Annotated in this window: 13 protein-coding genes; 5 read left to right on the forward strand and 8 right to left on the reverse strand. The window is 75.3% G+C overall.

Annotated features, from left to right (window positions below; translation table 11 throughout):
• Positions 1 to 177: 177 nt before the first annotated feature.
• Entirely contained in the window at positions 178 to 1041 is an 864-nt protein-coding gene (locus tag OO57_RS31460; protein ID WP_033256147.1) for a helix-turn-helix transcriptional regulator, read from the reverse strand.
• Between the two features lie 346 nt (positions 1042 to 1387).
• Between OO57_RS31460 and OO57_RS31465 the strand changes: the two genes are divergently transcribed.
• Positions 1388 to 2461: a class I SAM-dependent methyltransferase gene (locus tag OO57_RS31465; RefSeq protein WP_051778489.1), complete on the forward strand. Its 1074-nt coding sequence runs from the start codon at positions 1388 to 1390 to the stop codon at positions 2459 to 2461.
• A 129-nt stretch (positions 2462 to 2590) separates the two neighbouring features.
• On the opposite strand, the gene OO57_RS41695 is transcribed toward OO57_RS31465, so the two are convergent.
• Entirely contained in the window at positions 2591 to 4552 is a 1962-nt protein-coding gene (locus tag OO57_RS41695) for a lamin tail domain-containing protein (protein ID WP_081974097.1), read from the reverse strand.
• A 257-nt stretch (positions 4553 to 4809) separates the two neighbouring features.
• Here OO57_RS41695 and OO57_RS31475 point away from each other — a divergent pair, with 257 nt between their 5' ends.
• Positions 4810 to 5832 (forward strand): LysR family transcriptional regulator, encoded by a 1023-nt coding sequence (locus OO57_RS31475; RefSeq protein ID WP_081974098.1) that lies wholly within the window; start codon positions 4810 to 4812, stop codon positions 5830 to 5832.
• A gap of 267 nt (positions 5833 to 6099) precedes the next feature.
• Here the strand turns inward: OO57_RS31475 and OO57_RS31480 are convergent, their stop codons facing one another.
• The 3 genes from OO57_RS31480 to OO57_RS38730 form a co-directional block, all read right to left on the reverse strand.
• Positions 6100 to 7305 carry a metallophosphoesterase gene (locus tag OO57_RS31480; RefSeq protein ID WP_051778497.1) on the reverse strand — a complete coding sequence of 402 codons (1206 nt, stop codon included), beginning with the start codon at positions 7303 to 7305 and terminating at the stop codon, positions 6100 to 6102.
• A 203-nt stretch (positions 7306 to 7508) separates the two neighbouring features.
• On the reverse strand, positions 7509 to 10400 hold the full coding sequence (locus tag OO57_RS31485; RefSeq protein WP_033256163.1) for a helix-turn-helix transcriptional regulator: 2892 nt from the start codon (positions 10398 to 10400) through the stop codon (positions 7509 to 7511).
• Between the two features lie 10 nt (positions 10401 to 10410).
• On the reverse strand, positions 10411 to 12075 hold the full coding sequence (locus tag OO57_RS38730) for an MFS transporter (protein ID WP_051778490.1): 1665 nt from the start codon (positions 12073 to 12075) through the stop codon (positions 10411 to 10413).
• 324 nt (positions 12076 to 12399) lie between these two features.
• Between OO57_RS38730 and OO57_RS31500 the strand changes: the two genes are divergently transcribed.
• Positions 12400 to 12978, forward strand: a complete 579-nt coding sequence (locus OO57_RS31500) for an NADPH-dependent FMN reductase (RefSeq protein WP_033256148.1) — start codon at positions 12400 to 12402, stop codon at positions 12976 to 12978.
• A 78-nt stretch (positions 12979 to 13056) separates the two neighbouring features.
• Here OO57_RS31500 and OO57_RS31505 read toward each other — a convergent pair whose 3' ends face one another.
• Positions 13057 to 14268 carry a hypothetical protein gene (locus OO57_RS31505; RefSeq protein ID WP_033256149.1) on the reverse strand — a complete coding sequence of 404 codons (1212 nt, stop codon included), beginning with the start codon at positions 14266 to 14268 and terminating at the stop codon, positions 13057 to 13059.
• A gap of 423 nt (positions 14269 to 14691) precedes the next feature.
• Here OO57_RS31505 and OO57_RS44290 point away from each other — a divergent pair, with 423 nt between their 5' ends.
• A complete protein-coding gene (locus OO57_RS44290; RefSeq protein WP_234337591.1) occupies positions 14692 to 15159 on the forward strand; it encodes an MFS transporter in 468 nt (155 codons plus the stop codon).
• 98 nt (positions 15160 to 15257) lie between these two features.
• Here OO57_RS44290 and OO57_RS31515 read toward each other — a convergent pair whose 3' ends face one another.
• Together OO57_RS31515 and OO57_RS31520 are read right to left on the reverse strand one after the other, a co-directional pair.
• Positions 15258 to 17834 (reverse strand): ABC transporter permease, encoded by a 2577-nt coding sequence (locus OO57_RS31515; protein ID WP_033256167.1) that lies wholly within the window; start codon positions 17832 to 17834, stop codon positions 15258 to 15260.
• Entirely contained in the window at positions 17831 to 18565 is a 735-nt protein-coding gene (locus OO57_RS31520) for an ABC transporter ATP-binding protein (protein ID WP_051778493.1), read from the reverse strand. Before OO57_RS31520 ends, OO57_RS31515 begins: the two co-directional genes overlap by 4 nt.
• A gap of 85 nt (positions 18566 to 18650) precedes the next feature.
• Here OO57_RS31520 and OO57_RS31525 point away from each other — a divergent pair, with 85 nt between their 5' ends.
• Positions 18651 to 19259 carry a response regulator transcription factor gene (locus tag OO57_RS31525; RefSeq protein WP_033256150.1) on the forward strand — a complete coding sequence of 203 codons (609 nt, stop codon included), beginning with the start codon at positions 18651 to 18653 and terminating at the stop codon, positions 19257 to 19259.
• The last annotated feature ends 19 nt before the right edge of the window (positions 19260 to 19278 follow it).

The raw sequence follows: 19278 nt of genomic DNA on the forward strand, positions 1-19278 counted from the left end.
CGGCAAGGCCGACCACTGATCCCCGCACCCTGACCCTCCGCACCTGCCCCCCCACCCCCCACCCCCCACCCCCCACACCCCGACGCCCCGACGCCCCGCCGCTCCACCGGCGGGGCGTCGCCGTGCGGTTGGGCGGCGGGGTGGCCGAGCGGTTGGGCGGCCGAGCGGCTGGGTGGTTCAGCGGTGGCTGCGGTGCGCGGTCGCCGGGCCGACCTCCCGCAGCCGGGCCAGCGCATCGAGGCCGGTGGGGCCGGACGGGGGCGTGAACAGGCGCAGCCGCTGGTCCGCGGCCTGGGTCTGCAGCAACTCGTAGTCGAACTCGCTCGGCCCCACGTCCGGGTGGCGGACCCGCAGCCGACTCGTCCGGCGCACCGCGACCTCGTGCCGCGGCCAGAGCCCGGCGAACTCCTCGCTGGCCGCGGTCAGCCGGCCGACCAGGGTGCGGGTCGGCGGGTCGAAGCCGCGGCGGGTGGCGGCGGCGCGCAGCTCCGCGACGTGCAGGCGGCCGAGCGGTTCGCGCTCGTCGGCGGGGTGCGCCTCCCGGACGGACGGCTCGGTGAACCACCGCCAGACGATGTTGCGGTCCGGCGCGGCGACCGTGCACACGCGGCCGAACAGGGCCTCGGCCAGGGAGTTCTGGAACAGCAGGTCACCGAGGTCGGTGAGCAGTTGGGCGGGCGTGTCACCGAGCCGGTCGAGCAGGTAGCGCAGCGCGGGCCGGACGTGCTGCCCGGCCGTCGGGTCCTCCGGCGGGCGGTGGCCCGCGAGCAGGTGCAGGTGGTCGCGTTCGTCACCGGTCAGCCGCAGGGCCCGGGCGAGCGCGGCCAGCAACTGGGGCGAGGGCTGCGAGCTGCGGCCCTGTTCGAGCCGCATCACGTAGTCGGCCGACACCCCGGCGAGTTGGGCGCGTTCCTCCCGCCGCAGGCCGGGCGTGCGGCGCCGGGGCCCGGCGGGCAGCCCCGCGTCCTGCGGCCGCAGCCGTTCGCGGGAGCGGCGGAGGAAGTCCGCCAGTCCGGTCCGGTCCATCTGCACGCCGCCCATCCTGCGCCGTCGGGGTGCTCCGCGCGGCCGCTCCGGCGAAATCCGTCCCGGTGGCCGCCGGGGCCGCCCGGGCCGCCAGCGGTGCGGGGGCGGTGCGGAGGCGGGGTGGGTGGCGCGCGGGGTGGGGTGGGTGGCCTGGGGTGGCCCGTCCAACAGGGCGCTCGGCGGGCGGGCGACTAGCGTGACGGGTGAGGGGTGCTGCCCAGTTCACCGGCCTCCGTCCGCCGGTCGTGGGCGCGGACCGTGGCGCGGCTTCCGCGGTGACGCCGCTTCCGCGGTGACGCGTCTCGTCGCGGTGCGGACCCGCTTCCTCCGGACCGCCGTGCCGGTGGCGGAAGGAGGAGTGATGGCTGTCGCCGTGGAACCGGACCGGGCGAAGCAGGAGGCGTTCGCGGGCCGGATGGTGCAGGTGCTGAACGACGCCTGCCTGGGGCTGATGACCGGGGTCGGGCACGAGAGCGGCCTGTTCGACGTCATGGCGGACCTGGAACCGGCCGCCACCACCGCCGCCGGGGTCGCCGAGGCCGCCGGCCTGGACGAGCGCTACGTCCGGGAGTGGCTGGGCGCGATGGTGACGGGCGGCGTCGTGGAGTACGACCCCGAGCGGGAGACGTACCTGCTGCCGCCCGAGCACGCCGCCTCGCTGACCCGCGCCGCGGGGCCGGACAACCTGGCCCGGATCGCGCAGGACCTCGGCATGCTGGCCGAGGTCGAGCAGCAGGTGGTGGAGGCGTTCCAGACCGGCGCCGGCGTCCCGTACTCGGCGTACCCGCGCTTCCAGGCCCTGCAGGCCGAGGAGTCCCGGGAGGTGTACGACCTCGCGCTGGTGGACGGGATCGTGCCGCTGGTGCCCGGCCTGCCGGACCGGCTGCGCACGGGCATCGACGCCGTCGACATCGGCTGCGGACAGGGGCACGCGGCCAACGTCCTCGCCGCGGCGTTCCCCGCCAGCCGCTTCCACGGCCTGGACCGCTCCGAGGAGGGCATCGCCGCCGCCCGCGCCGAAGCCGCCGGACGCGGCCTGACGAACGTGGAGTTCCAGGTCGGCGACAGCGCCGAACTGACCGGCTCCTACGACCTGGTGACCGCCTTCGACGTCGTCCACGACCTCGCCCGCCCCACCCGCACCCTGGCGGCGATCGCCGCGGCGCTGCGCCCGGACGGCGTCTTCCTGATGGGCGACATCGCCGCCTCCAGCCGCCTGGAGGAGAACATCGGCCACCCGCTGTGCCCGGCGCTCTACGCCTTCTCGGTGTTCTACTGCATGAGCGTCTCGCTCAGCGAGGGCGGCGAGGGCCTGGGCACGGTCTGGGGCGAGCAGACCGCCCGCCGGATGCTCGCCGAGGCGGGCTTCGGCCGGGTCGACGCCCGCCGGGTCGAGGGCGACATCCTGAACGTCTACTACGTGGCCCGGCGTTGAGGGCACGATCGGGTGCGTGGGCACGATCGGGTGCGTGGACGTGGACGTGGGCGTGGGCGTGGGCGGGCCCCGGCCGCGGGGTGCGCGGTCGGGGCCCGGTGGTGTCCAGCGCTGCTCAGCGGCGGCCCGTCAGCAGGGGAACGTCCCGCTGTAGAGGGCGTGCCCGTACGAGGAGGTGCCGGAGCCGAAGCCGTAGATGCCGTCGTCGCTCCAGACCGCCTCGCGGAAGCCGTTCGCGCAGGTGGAGGTCGGCGCGAGGGCGAAGCCCTCCAGGTTGTCGACCGGCATGACGGCGGGGTTGGTGTAGGTCACGTCCGGGACGATCGCGCCGGAGGCGTTGACCTTCAGGAAGGTGTGGGTCTCGCCGCAGGTGTTGTCGCAGGTGGCGACGATGCGCTGGGTTCCCGCGTCGTAGGTCACGTCCATCACGCCCGGCTTGCCGGTGGAGACGGTGCCGAAGGTGGTGAAGCTGCCGTCCGAGTTGAGGCCGTAGACGTGCAGGGTGCCGTCGTACTCCAGGCCGGCGAAGAACAGGCCGCCACCGTGCAGCGGGTAGTTCGCCGGGTTGTAGGCCGCGCCGGTCAGCGGGTTGACCCAGCCGTTGGCGGTCAGCCAGCTGTCGGGGACGAAGCCGACGCCCTCGAAGCCGAGGTTGGCGTCGTCCTTGCTGCCCGTGTCGAGCTGCGGGAACTGCGCGGTCATGTCCCACTGGTGCAGCGGGGTGAGGGTGCTGCCGGTGGCGGTCGGGTCGAACTCCATGACGGTGTCCTTCGGCACGGTGTTGTTGCCGTTGTCGCGCTCGGAGGTCACGTAGAGGTGGCCGTTGCTGCCGACGGTCAGGCCCTCGGCGTCGGGCAGGCCGGTGCCGCCCGCGAAGCGGATCTGCTTGCCGGTCGCGCTCCAGGTCGCGTCCGGGACCCACTTGCCGTTGCTCTTGACCAGCTTGTACAGCCAGTTCTTGTTCTTGGCGGCCCACAGCACGGACGGGTTGGCCGGGTCGAAGGCCAGGCCGCTGAGGTCGCGGCCCTCGGGGCCGGTGGAGGTGGTGAAGGCGCAGACGTTGTCGGCGACGGTGACGTCGAGGCCGCCCGGCCAGGCCTGGGTGCCGGACGGGGCGGAGCCGGTGCCGCCGGGCGCCTCCGGGGTGCAGCCGCTGGTGAGCGAGCCGCCGCCGCCGAGCAGTTGGCCGGTGGTGCCGCCACCCGTACCACCGCCGGTGCCGCCGCCCGTACCGCCGCCGGGGGTGCTGCCGGAGCAGGAGTTCACGGCGCCGAAGGTGGCGTTCGCGGAGGTCTGGAAGCCGGTGGCGCAGCGCTCGTCGGAGGGCTTGGCGCCGTTGGTCGCCCAGCTGGCCGAGTCGACGGTGTTGCCGCTGCCGTCGACCAGGAACAGCGAGTCGTTGTCGCCCAGGCCGATGGCGGAGTTGAACGTGACGTAGCCGCCCGCGGGGATGCTGGTCGCGCTCGGCGAGGAGGAGGAGACCGAGGCCGCGGAGTGCGAGGTGTCGCCGTCCACGTACTTCCACGAGCCGATGCTGACCGCGCTGGTGCCGCCGTTGTACAGCTCGACGGTGTCCGAGCCGTCCGAGCCGACCTCGTTGACCACGACCTTGCTCGCGGCCGGGACGCCCGCCGGGCAGCCCGCCGCGTTCGCCGAACCGAAGGTCGCGGCGGCGGTGGCGGTCACCCACGCGCCGGTGCCGTCGCCGCCGCAGCGCGCCATCGCGGGCTTGGCCCGGTCGGTGGCCCAGTCGACCCGGTCGACCACCGTGCCGCCGGAAGTGTAGATCACCAGCTTGTCCGAATCACCCAGCCCCTTGGGCGAGTTGAAGGTGACGAAGCCGCCCGCCGGGATGCTGCTCGCGGACGGGCTGAAGGACTGCGGCGAGAAGCCGTCGTCGGCCATCTTCCAGCCGCTGATGCTCACCGCCGTCGAGCCGCCGTTGTAGAGCTCCACGGTGTCGTTGCCGGACGAGGTGACCTCGTTGATGCGCACGTTCTGGTAACCGGACGGGTCCGCGGCAGCGGCGGGCTGCGCGGCCAGCAGGCCGGTGACGAGCAGACCGGAGAAGGTCAGGGACGCGGCGCACACGGAGGCGACGCCGACACGAGAGTGTGAGGTAGGCACGGGCCGGAACTCTGACGACCCGACGTGGAAACAGCGTGTACGCCAGCTGAATCCGGGGCCCCTCTCGCCGGAACGCCAGGTTCGCGGAGACCGGTTCACGCCAATCCGCTTCCGCGGGCGTCTGTACAACTATTGGTTGTGTATTTTTGAGCCTTCTCCCAGGTCGATCCGGTTTTATCTGCTCTCAACACAACCGATGATTGTCGAGTAGGGTGGCCGCCATGGACCTCGAAGCCGTGCGCACCTACGTCGCCGTCGCGGAGGCGGGCCAGTTCCAGAAGGCCGCCACCGACCTGACGATCACCCAGCAGGCCGTCTCCAAGCGCATCGCGGGGCTCGAACGCGACCTCGGCGTCCGGCTGTTCACCCGCACCCCGCGCGGCGCCGAACCCACCGTCGACGGCCAGGCCTTCCTGCCGCACGCCCGCGAACTGCTCCGCGCCGCCGACCGCGCCGCCGCCTCCGTCCGGCCCGGCAGCCGACCGCTGCGCGTCGACGTGATCAACTCGCGCGGCGCGGCCTCCCGGCTGATGCGGGCCTTCCACCGCGCCCACCCCGGCGTCGAGTTGGACATCGTCATGCTGCTCGACATCGAGAGCGCCGTCGCCGCCCTGCGCACCGGCGCCATCGACGCCTCCTTCCGGGCCGTTGCCGCGCCCGGCCTCCCGCTGCCCGAGGACCTCACCGCCACCCGGGTCGTCGACGAGCCGCTCGACCTGCTCACCGGCCCCGGACACGCGCTGGCCGCGGCCCGCGCGGTCCGGCTCGCCGACCTCGCCGGGCACCGGATCTGGATGCCCGGCATCCTCCCCGGCAGCGAGTGGGGCGCCTACTACGAGGCGCTGGCCGCCGAGTTCGGCCTCACCATCGAGTCCACCGGCCCCAACTTCGGCTCCGACGCCCTGCTCGACACCATCGCCGACACCCCCGCCCTGGCCACCTTCATGGGCGAGGACACCCGCCTGGTCTGGCCCACGACCCACGGACTGCGCCGCGTCCCGATCACCGACCCCGTCCCGGTCTACCCGCACTCGCTGCTCCAGCACCGGGACAACCCGCACCCCGCCCTCCCCGCCCTGCACGCCCACCTGGCGGCGGCCGCCGGTTCGGGGGCGGTGGGGATGGCGGGGGCGTCGGGCGGGCCGGGGGCGTCGGGCGGGCCGGGGGCGTCGGGCGGGGAGGGGGCGCCGGGCGGGGAGGGTGCGCCGGGTGTCTGGATCCCGGATTGGGCTCGGGTGCGCTGATCTTTGTGCAGGCGTGCTGGGTTTGGTGCGGGTGCGTTGAACCCTGCTCGGGTGGGCCGAGTTCTGCTTGGGTGGGTTGATCTTCGTTCGGGCGGGCTGGTTCCTGCTCGGGCGGGTTGATCTTCGTTCGGGTGGGCCGACTTCCGCTGGGACGGGCTGGTTTCCGCCCGGTCGGGCCGATTCCCGTCCAGTCGGGCTGGATCCTGCTCGTCCGGGCGGAACTCCGCCAGGGCGGGCTGAGTTCCGCCCGGACGGGCTGGTTCTTCGCTACCCGGCGGGGGCTTCGCCCGCGCGAAGCGTCAGCAGGGTGATCTCGCTCGGGGCGAAGACCCGGAAGGGCGGGCCCCAGAAGCCGGTGCCGCGGCTGGTGTACAGCTGGGTGCGCTCACCGTGTCGGCTCAGGCCCTGGACCACCGGCTGGTCCAGTCGGACCAGGTAGCGGAACGGCCAGATCTGGCCGCCGTGGGTGTGTCCGGAGAGCTGGAGGTCGATTCCGGCGGCCGCGGCCTGCGGGACGTACTTGGGCTGGTGGGCGACCAGCAGCACCGGCAGGTGCGGGTCCGCCCCGGTGAGGGCGGCGTCCAGGTCGGCCCGGTGGCCGGTGAGGCCGGAGGAGGCCGCGGTCACGTCGTCCACCCCGGCCAGCACCAGGGCGTCCCCGCCGCGTTCGACCAGCACGTGGCGGTTGTGCAGGGCCTCCCAGCCGAGCTCCGCCATCCGGTCCAGCCAGCCCTGGGCCTCGCTGCCGTACTCGTGGTTGCCGGTCACGTACACCCGGGCCAGCCGGGCCCGGACCGCGCCGAGCGGGGCGGACTGGTCGCGGCGCTGCCCGGGAGTGCCGTCCGCGATGTCGCCCGCGTGCACCACCACGTCCGGGTCCAGCGCGTTGACCGCCTCGGTGACCTTCGCGGACCAGGCCGCCCGGTCGATCGGCCCGTAGTGGGTGTCGGCCAGCAGCGCGACCCGGGTGCCGTCCAGGCCGCGGCCCAGCCGGGGCAGGTGGACGTCCAGCCGCCGCACCCGGGGCACCCGCATCGCCTCGTGGTGGCCCCAGGCCAGTGCCCCGGCCGCGAGCAGGACCACGGCCGCCGCGACCAGCCGGGCCCGGCCGGTGCCGCCGACGCCGAACCCGGTCAGCAGCAGGTCCGCCAGGGCGCCCAGCACCGAGCAGGTCCACAGCACCCACACCACGCCGAGGCTGGTGTCCGCGATCCGCGCGGCCCGGTCGTTGCGCGAGCGCGAGCGGTGCCCCGCGACCATCAGGAACGGGAAGCCGACCAGCCAGGCCGCCAGCACGACCGTGCCCGCCAGCACCACCGGCAGCGGCCAGCCGGTGCCGGCCGCGAGCAGCGTCCACCACGGCGGTAGGCACAGCACCACCAGCACGAGCACCAGCACCGCCAGCCGCCGCGCCACCACCCGCCGGGGCGTCCCGCCGCGGCCCGGCCCCGCGGCCGCCCGCTGACGGGGCACCTGCGCCGTCCCGGTGCCTGCGGCGCTGTCCGCGCCGGTGCCGTCCAAGGTTTCGCTGTCCGCCACTGCGGTGCCTCCTCCTGTGCTGTGCCGCTGTGCTGCTGTGCCGCTGGGCCGTGCCGCGTTGCGCCCTACCGTGTCCTGCTGTGTCCTGCCGTGTCCTGCCGTGCCCTGCCGTGTGCCCCCTCCGGTGCGGGCCCGGGTCAGAAGGAGATCCGGGCCAGTTCGGTGCGGGAGGTGATGCCGAGTTTCGCGTACGTGTGGGAGAGGTGGTAGCCCGCGGTGCGGGGGCTGATGAACAGGCGGCTGCCGATGTCCTTGTTGCTGAGGCCCTCCGCGGCCAGCCGGGCGACCTGGAGCTCCTGCGGGGTGAGCTGGTCCAGCGGGCCGGGTGCGGCGGCTTGGGCGGTGCTCTCGCCGGTGGCGCGCAGTTCGTTGCGGGCGCGTTCGGCCCACGGGTGGGCGGCGATCTGCTCGAACGCGTGCAGGGCGGCCCGCAGTTGGGTGCGGGCCTCGGTGGTGCGGCGCAGGCGGCGCAGGCGTTCGCCGTACAGCAGTCGGGTGCGGGCGAGGTCGTACGGGGAGCCGCCGCCCTCCCCGTGCAGCCGGACGGCCTCCTCGTAGTGCGCGACGGCGGTCTCGGGGTCCTCGGCGAGCAGGGCGCGGCAGCGCAGCGCCAGGGCCTCGGCCCAGGAGTGGCCGCCGAGTGCGGCGTGGTCCCGGTACCAGGCAGCGGCCTCCCGGCCGCGGTCGGGGCGGTCGAGGCGGGCGGCGGCTTCGACCAGGTCGGGCAGGGCGGCGATGATGCCCTGCCGGTCGGGGGAGGCGGCGAGGGCGCCGAGCCGGTCCAGAGCGGCTTCGGTGCGGCCCAGGCCCAGGTCGAGGAGGGCCAGTGCGGTGCCCGCGTGCACGGTGGACGGGGCGATCCCGCGGGCCAGTGCCTCCTCGGCGTGGGCCCGGCAGGCGTCCTCGTCGCCGCGTACGGCGGCCAGGTGGGCCAGCACGGTCGCGAGGTAGACCCGGACGCGGGCCTGTCCGCTGTCCTCGGCCGAGCGCAGTCCGTCGGTGGCGGTGCTGAGTGCGTCGCGGTGCCGTCCCAGCATCAACTGGGTTCGGGACAGCAGCATTTGGGCCACCGCCAGGACGCCGAGCGCGCCGGTCTCCCGGCAGCGGCGCTCCACCGCGGCGGCCAGGTCGCGGGCCTGCTCGACCCGCCCGTCGAACAGGTGCCACCAGCCCACCCGCACCGTCTCGCGCAGTACGGAGGGCGAGTCCGAGGTGCTTGCGGCGCGGGCGAGTTCGGTTTCGGTTCCGGTGTCGGCGGAGGACGGGGAGTCGGATCCGCCCGGGCCGCCGAGGAGTTCGCGGACGGCGGCGGCGCTGTCGGCGAGCGGGGAGTGCTCCAGCCGGTGCTGTCCGGCGGCGAGCCGGGCGAGGGCGGCGATCCGGTCGGCGCCGGGGAGGGCGAGCGCGGCGGCCCGTTCGGCGCTCCGCTCGATCGCCCGCTGGTCGCCCGCGTGCCAGGCGGCCTGCGCGGCCTGGAACAGCAGGGCGCCCGCCAGTTCCGGTTCGGCGGCCCCGGCCTCCTGGGCGGCTTCGGTGAACATCGCGTGGGCGTCGCGGGAGCGGTCCTGCTCGTCGGCGACGAGGGCGCGCAGCCGTACCGCCCGGGCCCGTCGTACCGGGTCGGCCAGGTGCGGTGCGGCCTCCAGGGCCAGGGCGTCCGCCAGTTCCAGTTGCCCGGAGTCGGCGGCCGCGGAGGCCGCCTCGAACAGGCGGCGGCCGCGTTCGGCAGGGTCTGCGGTGAGCTCGGCGGAGCGCCGGTAGGTGGCCGCGACGGTGGCGAACGCGCCCCGGGAGCGGGCGTGTTCGGCGCTCCGTTCCAGCAGCCGGGCCGTCTCGGGGTCGGGCCCGGTCGCGGCGGCGGCCAGGTGCCAGGCCCGCTGCCGGGCGAGGTCGGGGTCGCGGTCGAAGTCGGGGTCGGGGGCGCGGCCGGAGGCGGCGTCAGGGGCGCGGTCGCCGCTGGGGTCGTGGCCGGGGGCGTCCAGGTGCGCTCCGGCCGGTCGGGCGGACTCGGCGAGCGCCCGGTGGGCGGCGACCCGGCGGCCCGCGGTGGCGCCCTGGTAGACGGCGGAGCGGATCACCGAGTGCCGGAACCGGACCCGCCCGTCCTCGACCGTCACCAGCCGGGCCCGTTCCGCGGCCGCCAGGTCGTCCAGCCCGGCGTCCAGCCGCCCGGCCGCGGCCAGGACGGCGTCCAGTCGGCCGTTCTCGTCCGCCGCCGCGACCAGGAGCACCGTACGGGTGGCGGACGGCAGGGCGGCCACGGTCTCGGTGAAGGTCCGCAGCAGGCGGCTGTGCGCGGGCAGGCAGGCGACCCCGTACGGGGAGGCGTAGTGCTCCGACTTCCGTTGCGCAGCGGGTAGTTCGAGCAGCGCCAGCGGGTTGCCCCGGGCCTCCCGGAGCACCAGCGCCCGGGCCGGGCCGGGCAGTTCGGTGGCCCCCGCGGCCGCGGCCAGCACCAGTTCCGCGGCGGCCCCGTCGAGCGGCCCCACCGGCAGTTCGGGCAGCCCCGGGGCGTCCGGTCCCTCGCCCTCGCGCCCGGCCAGCAGGACGGCGACCCGCTCCGCGCCGAGCCGCCGGGCCGCGAAGAGCAGCACCCGCAGCGACTCCGGGTCCAGTCGGTGCGCATCGTCCACGATCGCCAACACCGGTTGTTCGGCGGCCAGTTCGGACAGCAGGGTGAGTACCCCGAGCCCGGCCAGGAAGAGGTCGCCGGTCGTCGGGCCAGACTGCAGGCCGAGCGCTCCCCGGAGTGCCCCGGCCTGGGCCTCGGGCAGCGAGCCGACCCGGTCCAGTACGCCCGACAGCAGCAAGTGCAGCCCAGAGAAAGGCAGTTCGCTCTCCCCTTCGACGCCCGCGCTGCGCAGCACCCGCATCCCGCGCTGCCCGCCCCGCTCCGCTGCGTGGCCGAGCAGCGCGCTCTTGCCGATGCCCGGCTCGCCCCGCAGCACCAGCGCCCCGCCGCGTCCCTCCCGGGCGTCGTCGAGCAGCCGGTCGATCGCGGCGGTCTCCGTCGTGCGTCCATGCAGCATGCGCATCAGCCTAGTTGGCGCCTTGCGCGGCCTTCGTGCGGTGTGCCGGGGTCGGGCGGACGCCGATAGCGACGTCGGTGCTGGTGCTGATGCCGGTGCCGATGCTGGTGCTGATGCCGGTGCCCGGGCGGTTGTCGGGGCGGTTGTCGGGGCGCAGCAGGGTGGCGACGGTGGCCAGGGCGAGGGCGACCAGGGCGGCGACGGTCCACAGGACGGTGTGCCAGGCGGAGGTGAACTGCTCGGCCAGGAAGGCCCGTTCGCCACCGGTCAGGTGGCCGGAGACCACCTCGGCGGCCACCTGCGCGGAGCTGACCCGGGAGCTGACCAGGGTGAGCAGCGCTGCCCCGAGCGCGGCGATCACCATCGCCTGCCCGCCGCCGCGCACCGTGTTGAGGAATCCGGCGGCCACCCCGGCCCGGTCGGTGCCGACCCGGTTCATCGCCTGCCCGTCGACGATGCCGTTGGCCAGGCCGGTGCCGATGCCGACGGCCAGCAGCGGCCCGGCCAACCGGGCGGTGCCCGCGCCCGGTTCGAGGACGGTCAGCCAGGCGTTGCCGCCCGCGACCAGCGCCAGCGCCCCGGTGATGACGACCCGGGCCGGGACGCCGCGGGTCAGCAGCCGCCCGCCGAGCAGCGGCGCGACCAGGACGGGCGCGGTCAGCCAGAGCATCGCCGCACCGGCCTGCCCGGCGGAGAGCCCGTCGACGCCCTGGAAGTACGTGGGCAGGTGGGTCAGCGAGCCGGCGAAGCCGACGGCCGCCGACAGGCCCGCGACCGTCCAGGCCAGGTAGTGGCGGTCGCGCACCAGGCTCAGGTCGAGCAGGGGGTGCGCGGTGCGGGACTGCCGCACCGCGAAGGCCACCAGCAGGGCCGGGCCCGCGGTGAGGGCGGCGAGCACCGGCGGGCTGGTCCAGCCGTTGGCGGGGCCCTGGGTGACCCCGGCCATCAGCAGGCCCAGCCCGAGGACGAACAGGGCCGCGCCCGCGCCGTCCAGCTTCGTCCGCCCGGCCGTCCGCGCCCCGGCCGTCCGCACCCCGGCCGTCCGCACCCCGTCAGGCCGGGCCCCGTCAGGTCGCACCCCGTCAGGCCGGGCCCCGTCAGGTCGCACCCCGACCGTCTGCGTTCCGGCGCCAGGCCGCGTCTCGTCCGCGGCCCCGGCGCCGGCCGCGACCAGCAGGCCGACGGCGGCGAACAGGCCGAACGCGATCCGCCAGCCCACAGACCCGACCAGGGCGCCGGTCAGGGTCGGGCCGAGCGCCAGCCCCACCCCGCCGGTGGTGCCGAGCGCGGCGAACGCCCTGGTCCGGGCCGCGCCGCGGAAGGCCGAGGCGATCAGGGCCCCGCCGCCCGCCATCACGCCCGCCGCGCCCAGTCCGGCCAGCGCCCGGGTCGCGTCCAGGAACCCGATGCCGGGCGCGAGCGCGCCCAGGCCCAGGCCGAGCGCGAACACCACGGCGCCCGTCCGGTAGGTCCGGCGCCGTCCGAACAGGTCACCCAGCGAGCCGAACAGCAGCATGAAGCTCGACGCGGTCAGGAAGTACCCGGTCACCACCCACTGCAACGCGGTCCCGGACGCGCCGAGTTCGGCTCCGATGTCGGTCAGCGCCACGGTCGTCCCGGACATCGACATCGACAGGGTGAGCATGCCCAGCAGCACCACCCCGAGCGTCAGCAACTGCCGCCCGCCCCACTCCCTCGTCCCGCCGCTCCCGCCGCTTCCGTCAGCGCCGCTCCCGTCAGCGCCGCTCCCGTCAGCGCCGGTCCTGTCGGTCCCGTCCGCCCCGCCGCCGGTAGCGGCCGGTCGCATCCGTGTCGTGTCATCCATGCCGTCGACGCTACGAACCGCCCCCGCCGCGCCGCATCCGTCGGACGACCGGGCTGCCGCCCCCGCACCGGACCTGGTCATCCGACGGATGCGGGCCCGGTGCCCGCCTCCGTAGCGTTCACGGCGTCAACCCAGGCCGCCGCAGACGGCCGGACCAGGAAGGAACGCCCGACCATGACCGCCACCGCCGCACCCCTGAACCTCGCCGTCGTCATCGGCTCCACCCGCGAGAACCGCTTCGGCCCGACCGTCGCCCGCTGGTTCACCGAACAGGCCCGCGCCTACGGGGAGTTCACCGTCGACGTGATCGACCTCGCCGACGCCGACATCCCGCACCGCCTGACCGGCGAGCCCACCCCCGGCGTCGCGGCCCTCACCCCGCGGATCGAGGCGGCCGACGCCTTCGTCGTCGTCACCCCCGAGTACAACCACTCCTACCCGGCCTCGCTGAAGGCCGCCATCGACTGGCACTACAGCCAGTGGCAGGCCAAGCCGGTCGCCTTCGTCTCCTACGGCGGCATGGGCGGCGGCCTGCGCGCCGTCGAGCACCTGCGCCAGGTCTTCGCCGAACTCCACGCCGCGACCGTCCGCGACAGCCTCAGCTTCCACATGGCCTGGGAGAAGTTCGACGCCGACGGCCAACCCCACGACGCCCCCACCGCCAACGGCGCCGCCAAGCGCATGCTGGACCAGCTCACCTGGTGGGCCCGCACCCTGCGGGCCGGCCGCGAGCACACCCCGTACACGGCCTGACCCGCCGCCAGGAGGCGGAACGGCGCGGCGCGGCGGGGACGGGCCCCGTCGCGCCGCGCCGCGCCGTTCCGGGAGGGATCAGCCGCCGCCGTAGGTGGCCTGGGTGACGGCGAAGACGTTGCGGCTGCCCGTGGGCTCCTGCAGGGACCAGAGCAGGTCGGGGCCGGTGCTGTCCTCCCAGTAGGAGATGCTCTCGCCGCCGCCGACCCAGGCGAAGGTGGAGGGGCCCGCGGTGGGCGTCCAGTAGTAGAGCTGCTTCTGGCCGGAGGAGTTGAACCACCAGCGGCCGTTGTGCGAGGCGACGCCGTTCAGCTTGTACCAGGGCAGTTGGAGGGCCTGGCTCGCGGTCGTCGTCGAGGCGAAGGTGGTGGCCCCGGAGGCGAACGGGAAGCGGACGGCCCGCGGCGGCCGGTTGGGGTACTTGTCGCAGCCCGACGGGCAGGTGTACTCCGTCATCACGATCGACCCGCTGACCCGGTCGAGCGAGATCGACGACCACGCCAGCTTGGCGGTGTCGGTGTGGGCGGTCTGCGCGGTGACGGTGCCGACCTGCGGCAGCACGTACGCGTAGTTGTGCGCGTAGTAGACCGAGCCCGACCGGCCGATCTGGTCGGCGGTGCCGCCGGTGTCGGTGTTCAGGATCTTGCGCATGTCGAAGACCCGCATGCCGCTCCCGGTGTCGGCGACGTACAGGTAGTCGCCGTACCAGGAGACACCGCCCGCGTGGATCGGGATGTCCTTGAAGCTCGGCGCCGTGGTGGTGCCGGTCGGCTCGACCAGCAGGATCTTGCGGTACTTGTTGGGGTAGGTGGCGTCCCAGTCGACCAGGGTGATCCGGCTGCGCTGCTGCTTGCCGCCGCAGGCGTCGTTGGTGTACCAGCTGACCAGCACCAGTTGGTGGCCGTCGTAGTTTCCGCTGTTCGCGGTGCCGACCGCGTCCCGGCTGGTGGTGATGCCCTGGGGGTAGCTCTGGCAGTCGGTGTCGTCGCCGTCGTCGAAGCGGAAGCCGGTGGTCAGCCCGGCGACCGAGAAGCCGGAGGTCAGGCCCTGCCGGTCGTGGTTGGCGTTGTCCATCACCGTGTGGACGGCGGAGGTCCCGAGGGTCGAGACCAGGGCCGAGTTCAGGGCGTCGAACTGGTGGTAGTCGGCGCTGAGCGTGTACTCGGACGCGTTCAGCACCGTGGGCGCCGCGGCGGCGGCCGACGCGCCCGGCGCCCCGGCCAGCGCACCGGCGAAGAGCAGACCGGCCGCGAGCGCCGCCCGCAGGGTCGTTCTGACGTGACGGTTCATCAAGTCGTGCCTCTCCATGTGATGGATCACTCCACGTGAATGGATCAACAGCCGTTCACGCTAAGCGTGTTCTGTGCATGTCCGCAACACCCGTGGCCCCCTTTCCCGGGCGTGTCGCCGACGGCCGGAACTCGACCGTCCCCCACCCGGATCCGCCCGGACGCTGCTTGGCTGGTGCGTACCCGCAGTGCAGCAGGAGCCGGAACGGGGCACCGGAAGGCAGGAGGACGGGCGGACGGGGACGGACGCGGAACCGCACGTACGGGACGACGGCCCCCGCAGCGGCTGCCCGCCCCGCGGCGGCGCGTCGGTTCGTACGGGTGTTTCGGCCCGTACGGGCGCGCTGGTTCGTACGGGCGTGCTGGCTCGTACGGGTGCGCTGGCCCGGATCGGGCAGCCGCTGCGCACGCCCGCCTTCCGCTGGTGGTTCGCCTCCCGCGCCCTCCACCACCTGGGCGGGGTGGCTACGGGGCGCTGATGGCGGCCTTCGGCCTCGGCGCGCTGCCCGGCGCGGTGCTGGCCGCGGGCGGCGGCGACCCCACCGGGCGACAGGTCAGGAAGCTGGCGCTGGCCACCGCCCTGCTGGCGCTCCTGCCGGCCGCCGGCCCGAACCCGCCGGTCGCCTTCGCGGCCGTCGCGGCAGCCGGGTTCGCGGGCATCCGGTTCGTCACCGCGGCGAACACCTTGGTCCAACTCCGCTCCACCGACGCCGTGCGCGGCCGCGTCATGGCGGCCTGGTCGATGGCACTTCCCGGCACCCTGCCCGTTACCGGCCTGCTGGTCTCCGCCGCCGTCCAACTCGGCGGCCCCCGAGCCGGTCTCCTACTGGCCGCGGCCGCCCTGGCCACCACCACCCTCCTCGGCCGGCGCGCCCTCCGGGACGGGGCCTGAGCGGGGCCTGAGCGGGGCCCTGAGCGGGACGGCGGCCGGGCGACGAGCCGTGCTGGTGGTGACGGGTCGAGCGGTGGTGGCGGCGGGTCGGGCGCCGTTCACCCCCGCCGCCGCAGGCCGCGCAGCGCGGCGCGGGCGGGGAGCCAGGTGCCGAGCGCGGCCAGGGCGGTGGTACCCAGCAGGACCAGGGCGAGTTCGGTGAGCGGCGCGGCGGCTCCGGCGGTACCGCGGGTGATGCCCTCGGCGTACGTGCTGAGCACCGCAGAGGCGACGGCCAGGCCCAGCCCGGTGGCGAGGACGACCGCGACCGCGGTCTCCCAGCCGAGCATCCGCCGGATCTGGCGGCGGGTGGCGCCGATCAGGGCGAGCGCCGCGAACTCCCGGCGGCGGTCGGCGATGCCCATCGCGAGGGTGTTGAGGACGGCGATCGCGACGAAGGCGACGATCAGCCCGAGGGAGACGTACCCGACCTGGGCGCCGGTCCGGTTCCCGGCCGCGGCCGCAGCCGTGGCGGAGGCGTGGTCGAGCACCCCGACCCCGGGGGTGCCGTGCAGCGCGGCGGTGAGCATCGAACGGGTCAACCCCTCTCCGCGGAGCAGCAGTTCGTCGTCCAGCGGCACGTCGACGTGGGCGGCGACCAGGTCGTGCGCCAGGGTGAGGTCGCCGAAGCCCAGGCCGCGGCCGTACAGCGCGACGACCGTGACCTCGGCCGGCGCGCCGTCGGCCAGGGTCAGTCGGACGCGCTGGCCCAGCCGGTAGCCCAGCCCGTCGGCGGCCGCGGCGGTGCCGTCCGCCAGCCGGTCGAGGTCGCCCGCGGTGACGCCCAGGTCGAGGGTGTCGGCCAGTCGCCCGGGGGTGACCGCCTGGACGCTGCGCCTGGTCAGCCCGTCCCGGACCTGGCTGTGCAGGACGCGGGTGACGGTCCGCACGCCGGGGACGGCGGCGAGCGTCGCGGCGGCGTCGGCCGGGACGCGCGGGCCGACCGTGAAGTCGGCGACGGTGCCGCGGTCGCGCTGGGCGGCGGCCGCGTGGACGGTGGTGGTCTGGCTGAACAGGACGGTGCAGGCCATCGCGACCAGCAGCGTCAGCGGCGTCACCACCGAGGCCAACCGGTGTGCCCCGGCCCGCAGTTGGTGGACGGCCAGGTACCCGCCGACCCGGGACGCCCGCAGCGGCAGGCCCAGCACGGCCGTCCCCGCCCGGGCCACCAGCGGGCCGAGCAGCGCGAACGCGGTGCACCACAGCAGCACGGCGAGGAAGCAGACCGGCGTCGCGGCCTGGTCGGAGTGCAGGACGGTCAGCAGCGCGGTGAGCACCACGGCCCCGGCGGTGGTGAGCACCCCGAACCCGGTCCGGACCGCACCCGGCCGCGGCGGCCTGAGCTCCGCCTCGCCCAGCGCCTCGACCGGTTTGATGGCGGTGGCGCGCCGGGCCGAGACCCGGGCCGCGCCCCAGCCCGCCAGCAGGGTGGTGGCCGCGGCGGCCAGCGCCGGGAAGGGCGAGAGCACGACCGGCAGGTTCGCCGGGACGACGTCCAGGGCGACGAACCGCCCGTGCAGCCAACTGCCCAGCGGCAGACCGGCGGTGGCGCCGAGGACGCCCGCGGCCAGGCCGACCGTCAGCGCCTCGCCGCCGATCATCTTCCGGACCTGCCGACCGGTGGCGGCCACCGCCCGCAGCACCGCGATCTCCCGCTGCCGCTGCTGGATCGACAGGCCGAAGGTGCCGACCACCACCAGCAGCGCGACCAGCAGCGAGGTACCGGCCAGCACGGCGCCGGTGCTGACCAGGCGCACTCCCGCACCCGCCGCGTCGGGGAACTCCGCCCGGCCGCGGTCGTCACCGGTGCGGACCACCGCCGCCGGACCGGTGGCGGTCGTAGCGGTGGTGGCTGCACCAGTGGCGCTCGTAGTGGTGGTGGTTATGCCGGTGGCGGCCGGACCGGTCGGGTCGGCGGCGGCGCCGGCCAGCAGCGCCCGGACGTCGGCGGCGGTCCCGGAGGCGGACGCCCCGTCGGCCGGGAAGACGCCGATCGCGCTGACCAGCCCGTCGTGCCCGGCCAGCGCCCGGGCCCGGTCGGGGGCGAAGAACACCGCGGCCTGGCTGTCGAACCCCTGGGCGGTGACGCCGACCACCCGCAGGCCCAGCGCCCCGGCGGCCGTCCGGGCGGTGGTGGTGGCGCCGGGCGCCAGGTGGGTGCGGGCCGCGGTGGCGGCGTCCAGGACGATCTCGTCGGCGGCCGCGGGCGCCCGTCCGGCGGCGAGGGTGAGCCCGGCCAGCGGCGCGGACTCCCAGCCGTGGCCCCAGGAACCGTCGGTGGGTCCGCCGGGCAGCAGCACCGGGAACGTCACCTCGGTGGCCACGCCGCGCACCGACGGCAGGGCCGCGATGCGTTCGGCGAGGGCGGCGGGCACCCAGGCCCGCCCGGCGATCGGCTTGGCCTTCTCCTTGGTCTTCCCCTTGCCCTTGTCGACGGTGGCGTGCACCTCCTGGTCGCCGGAGACGACGACCGGCGCGGCCGCCCAGCGCTCCGGCCGGACGGTGCCGAACAGGCCGGTGACCAGCAGCGTCCCGCAGCCGCAGACCAGGGCCGCGGCGCAGAACAGGGCGACGAAGGCGCCCGCGAAACCGGCCCTGCGGTGCCGGAGGGTGGCGAGGGCGAGTCCCAGCATCATCGGTTCCACGCTCCCAGGAGGATCATCCGGTCGGCGACCTTCGCCGCGGTCGGGTCGGTCATGGTGTCGGCGACCCGGCCGTCGGCCAGGAACAGCACCTCGTCGGCGTAGGACGCGGCCACCGGGTCGTGGGTGACCATCACGATGGTCTGGCCGAGCTCGTCGACGGTCTGCCGCAGCAGGGCCAGCACCTCGCGGGCGGTCATGGTGTCCAGCGCACCGGTCGGCTCGTCGGCGAACACCACCTCGGGGCCGGGCAGCAGCGCCCGGGCGATCGCCACCCGCTGCTGCTGGCCGCCGGACAACTGGCCCGGCCGGTGACCGGTGCGCTCCTGCAGGCCCACCCGGCGGACGAGTTCGGCCAGCCGCCCGGCGTCCGCCCGCCGCCCGGCCAGCCGCAGCGGCAGGGTGATGTTCTGCTCGACCGTCAGCGCGGAGATCAGGTTGAACGACTGGAACACGAACCCCGCACGCTCGCGCCGCAGTTCGGTCAGCTCCGTCTCGCTCAGCCGGGACAGGTCGGTGTCGCCGAGCCGCACCGTGCCCGAGGACGGCCGGTCGAGGCCCGCCGCGCAGTGCAGGAAGGTGCTCTTGCCCGAACCGGACGGCCCCATCACGGCGGTGAAGCCGCCCCGGGGCAGCCGCACCGTCACCTCGCGCAGGGCCGCCACCGCGCCCCGCCCCTTGCCGTAGACCTTGCTCACGGCGTCCAGAGTGATCGCTTCGCTCATGCCTCCAGCCTGCCGACCTGCGAACTCCCTTCCCAGGGACGGGAACACGCGCTACCCGTGACCTCGTCACGGGTAGGGTCGGGACATGATCAGACTCCTGCTGGCCGAGGACCAACACGTGGTGCGCGGCGCCCTGGTGGCCCTGCTCGGACTGGAGCCCGACCTGGAGGTCGTGGCGGAGGCCGACTCGGCCGACGACGTCGTCCCGCGGGCGATGGTCTTCCGGCCGGACGTTGCGGTGCTGGACATCGAGATGCCCGGACGACTGGACGGTCTGCAGGCCGCCGCCGCGCTGAAGCAGCGACTCCCGGACTGCCGCACGCTGATGCTGACCTCGCTCGGCCGCCCCGGGCTGCTGCGCAGGGCCCTGGACGCCAAGGTCGACGGCTTCCTGCTGAAGACCGCCCCGCCCGCCGACCTGCTCGCCGCCATCCGCCAAGTCGGCTCTGGCGGGCGGGTGTTGGACCCCGCGCTGGCCGTCGCCGCCTGGGACCTGGCGGACAATCCGCTCACCCCGCGCGAGAACGACGTCCTGCGGGAACTGGCCGAGGGCGCCGAACCGCCCGAGATCGCCGCCCGGCTGCACCTGTCCACCGGCACGGTGCGCAACGTGCTGACCGCCGTCGTCGGCAAGCTGAACGCCCGCAACCGGACGGACGCGGTACGGATCGCCCGGGACGCGGGCTGGCTCTGACCGGCCCCGTCCCGCCCCG

It is taken from the genome of Kitasatospora phosalacinea (assembly GCF_000717185.1).
In the GTDB taxonomy this organism is placed as follows: Bacteria; Actinomycetota; Actinomycetes; order Streptomycetales; family Streptomycetaceae; genus Kitasatospora; species Kitasatospora phosalacinea_A.

What these genes read in the sequence shown, in the direction of transcription:
- OO57_RS31460 (WP_033256147.1), bottom strand. Translation starts at nt 1,041, where the DNA reads ATGGGCGGCGTGCAGATGGACCGGACCGGACTGGCGGACTTCCTCCGC.
- OO57_RS31465 (WP_051778489.1), top strand. Translation starts at nt 1,388, where the DNA reads ATGGCTGTCGCCGTGGAACCGGACCGGGCGAAGCAGGAGGCGTTCGCG.
- OO57_RS31475 (WP_081974098.1), top strand. Translation starts at nt 4,810, where the DNA reads ATGGACCTCGAAGCCGTGCGCACCTACGTCGCCGTCGCGGAGGCGGGC.
- OO57_RS31485 (WP_033256163.1), bottom strand. Translation starts at nt 10,400, where the DNA reads ATGCTGCATGGACGCACGACGGAGACCGCCGCGATCGACCGGCTGCTC.
- OO57_RS31500 (WP_033256148.1), top strand. Translation starts at nt 12,400, where the DNA reads ATGACCGCCACCGCCGCACCCCTGAACCTCGCCGTCGTCATCGGCTCC.
- OO57_RS31505 (WP_033256149.1), bottom strand. Translation starts at nt 14,268, where the DNA reads ATGAACCGTCACGTCAGAACGACCCTGCGGGCGGCGCTCGCGGCCGGT.
- OO57_RS31515 (WP_033256167.1), bottom strand. Translation starts at nt 17,834, where the DNA reads ATGATGCTGGGACTCGCCCTCGCCACCCTCCGGCACCGCAGGGCCGGT.
- OO57_RS31520 (WP_051778493.1), bottom strand. Translation starts at nt 18,565, where the DNA reads ATGAGCGAAGCGATCACTCTGGACGCCGTGAGCAAGGTCTACGGCAAG.
- OO57_RS31525 (WP_033256150.1), top strand. Translation starts at nt 18,651, where the DNA reads ATGATCAGACTCCTGCTGGCCGAGGACCAACACGTGGTGCGCGGCGCC.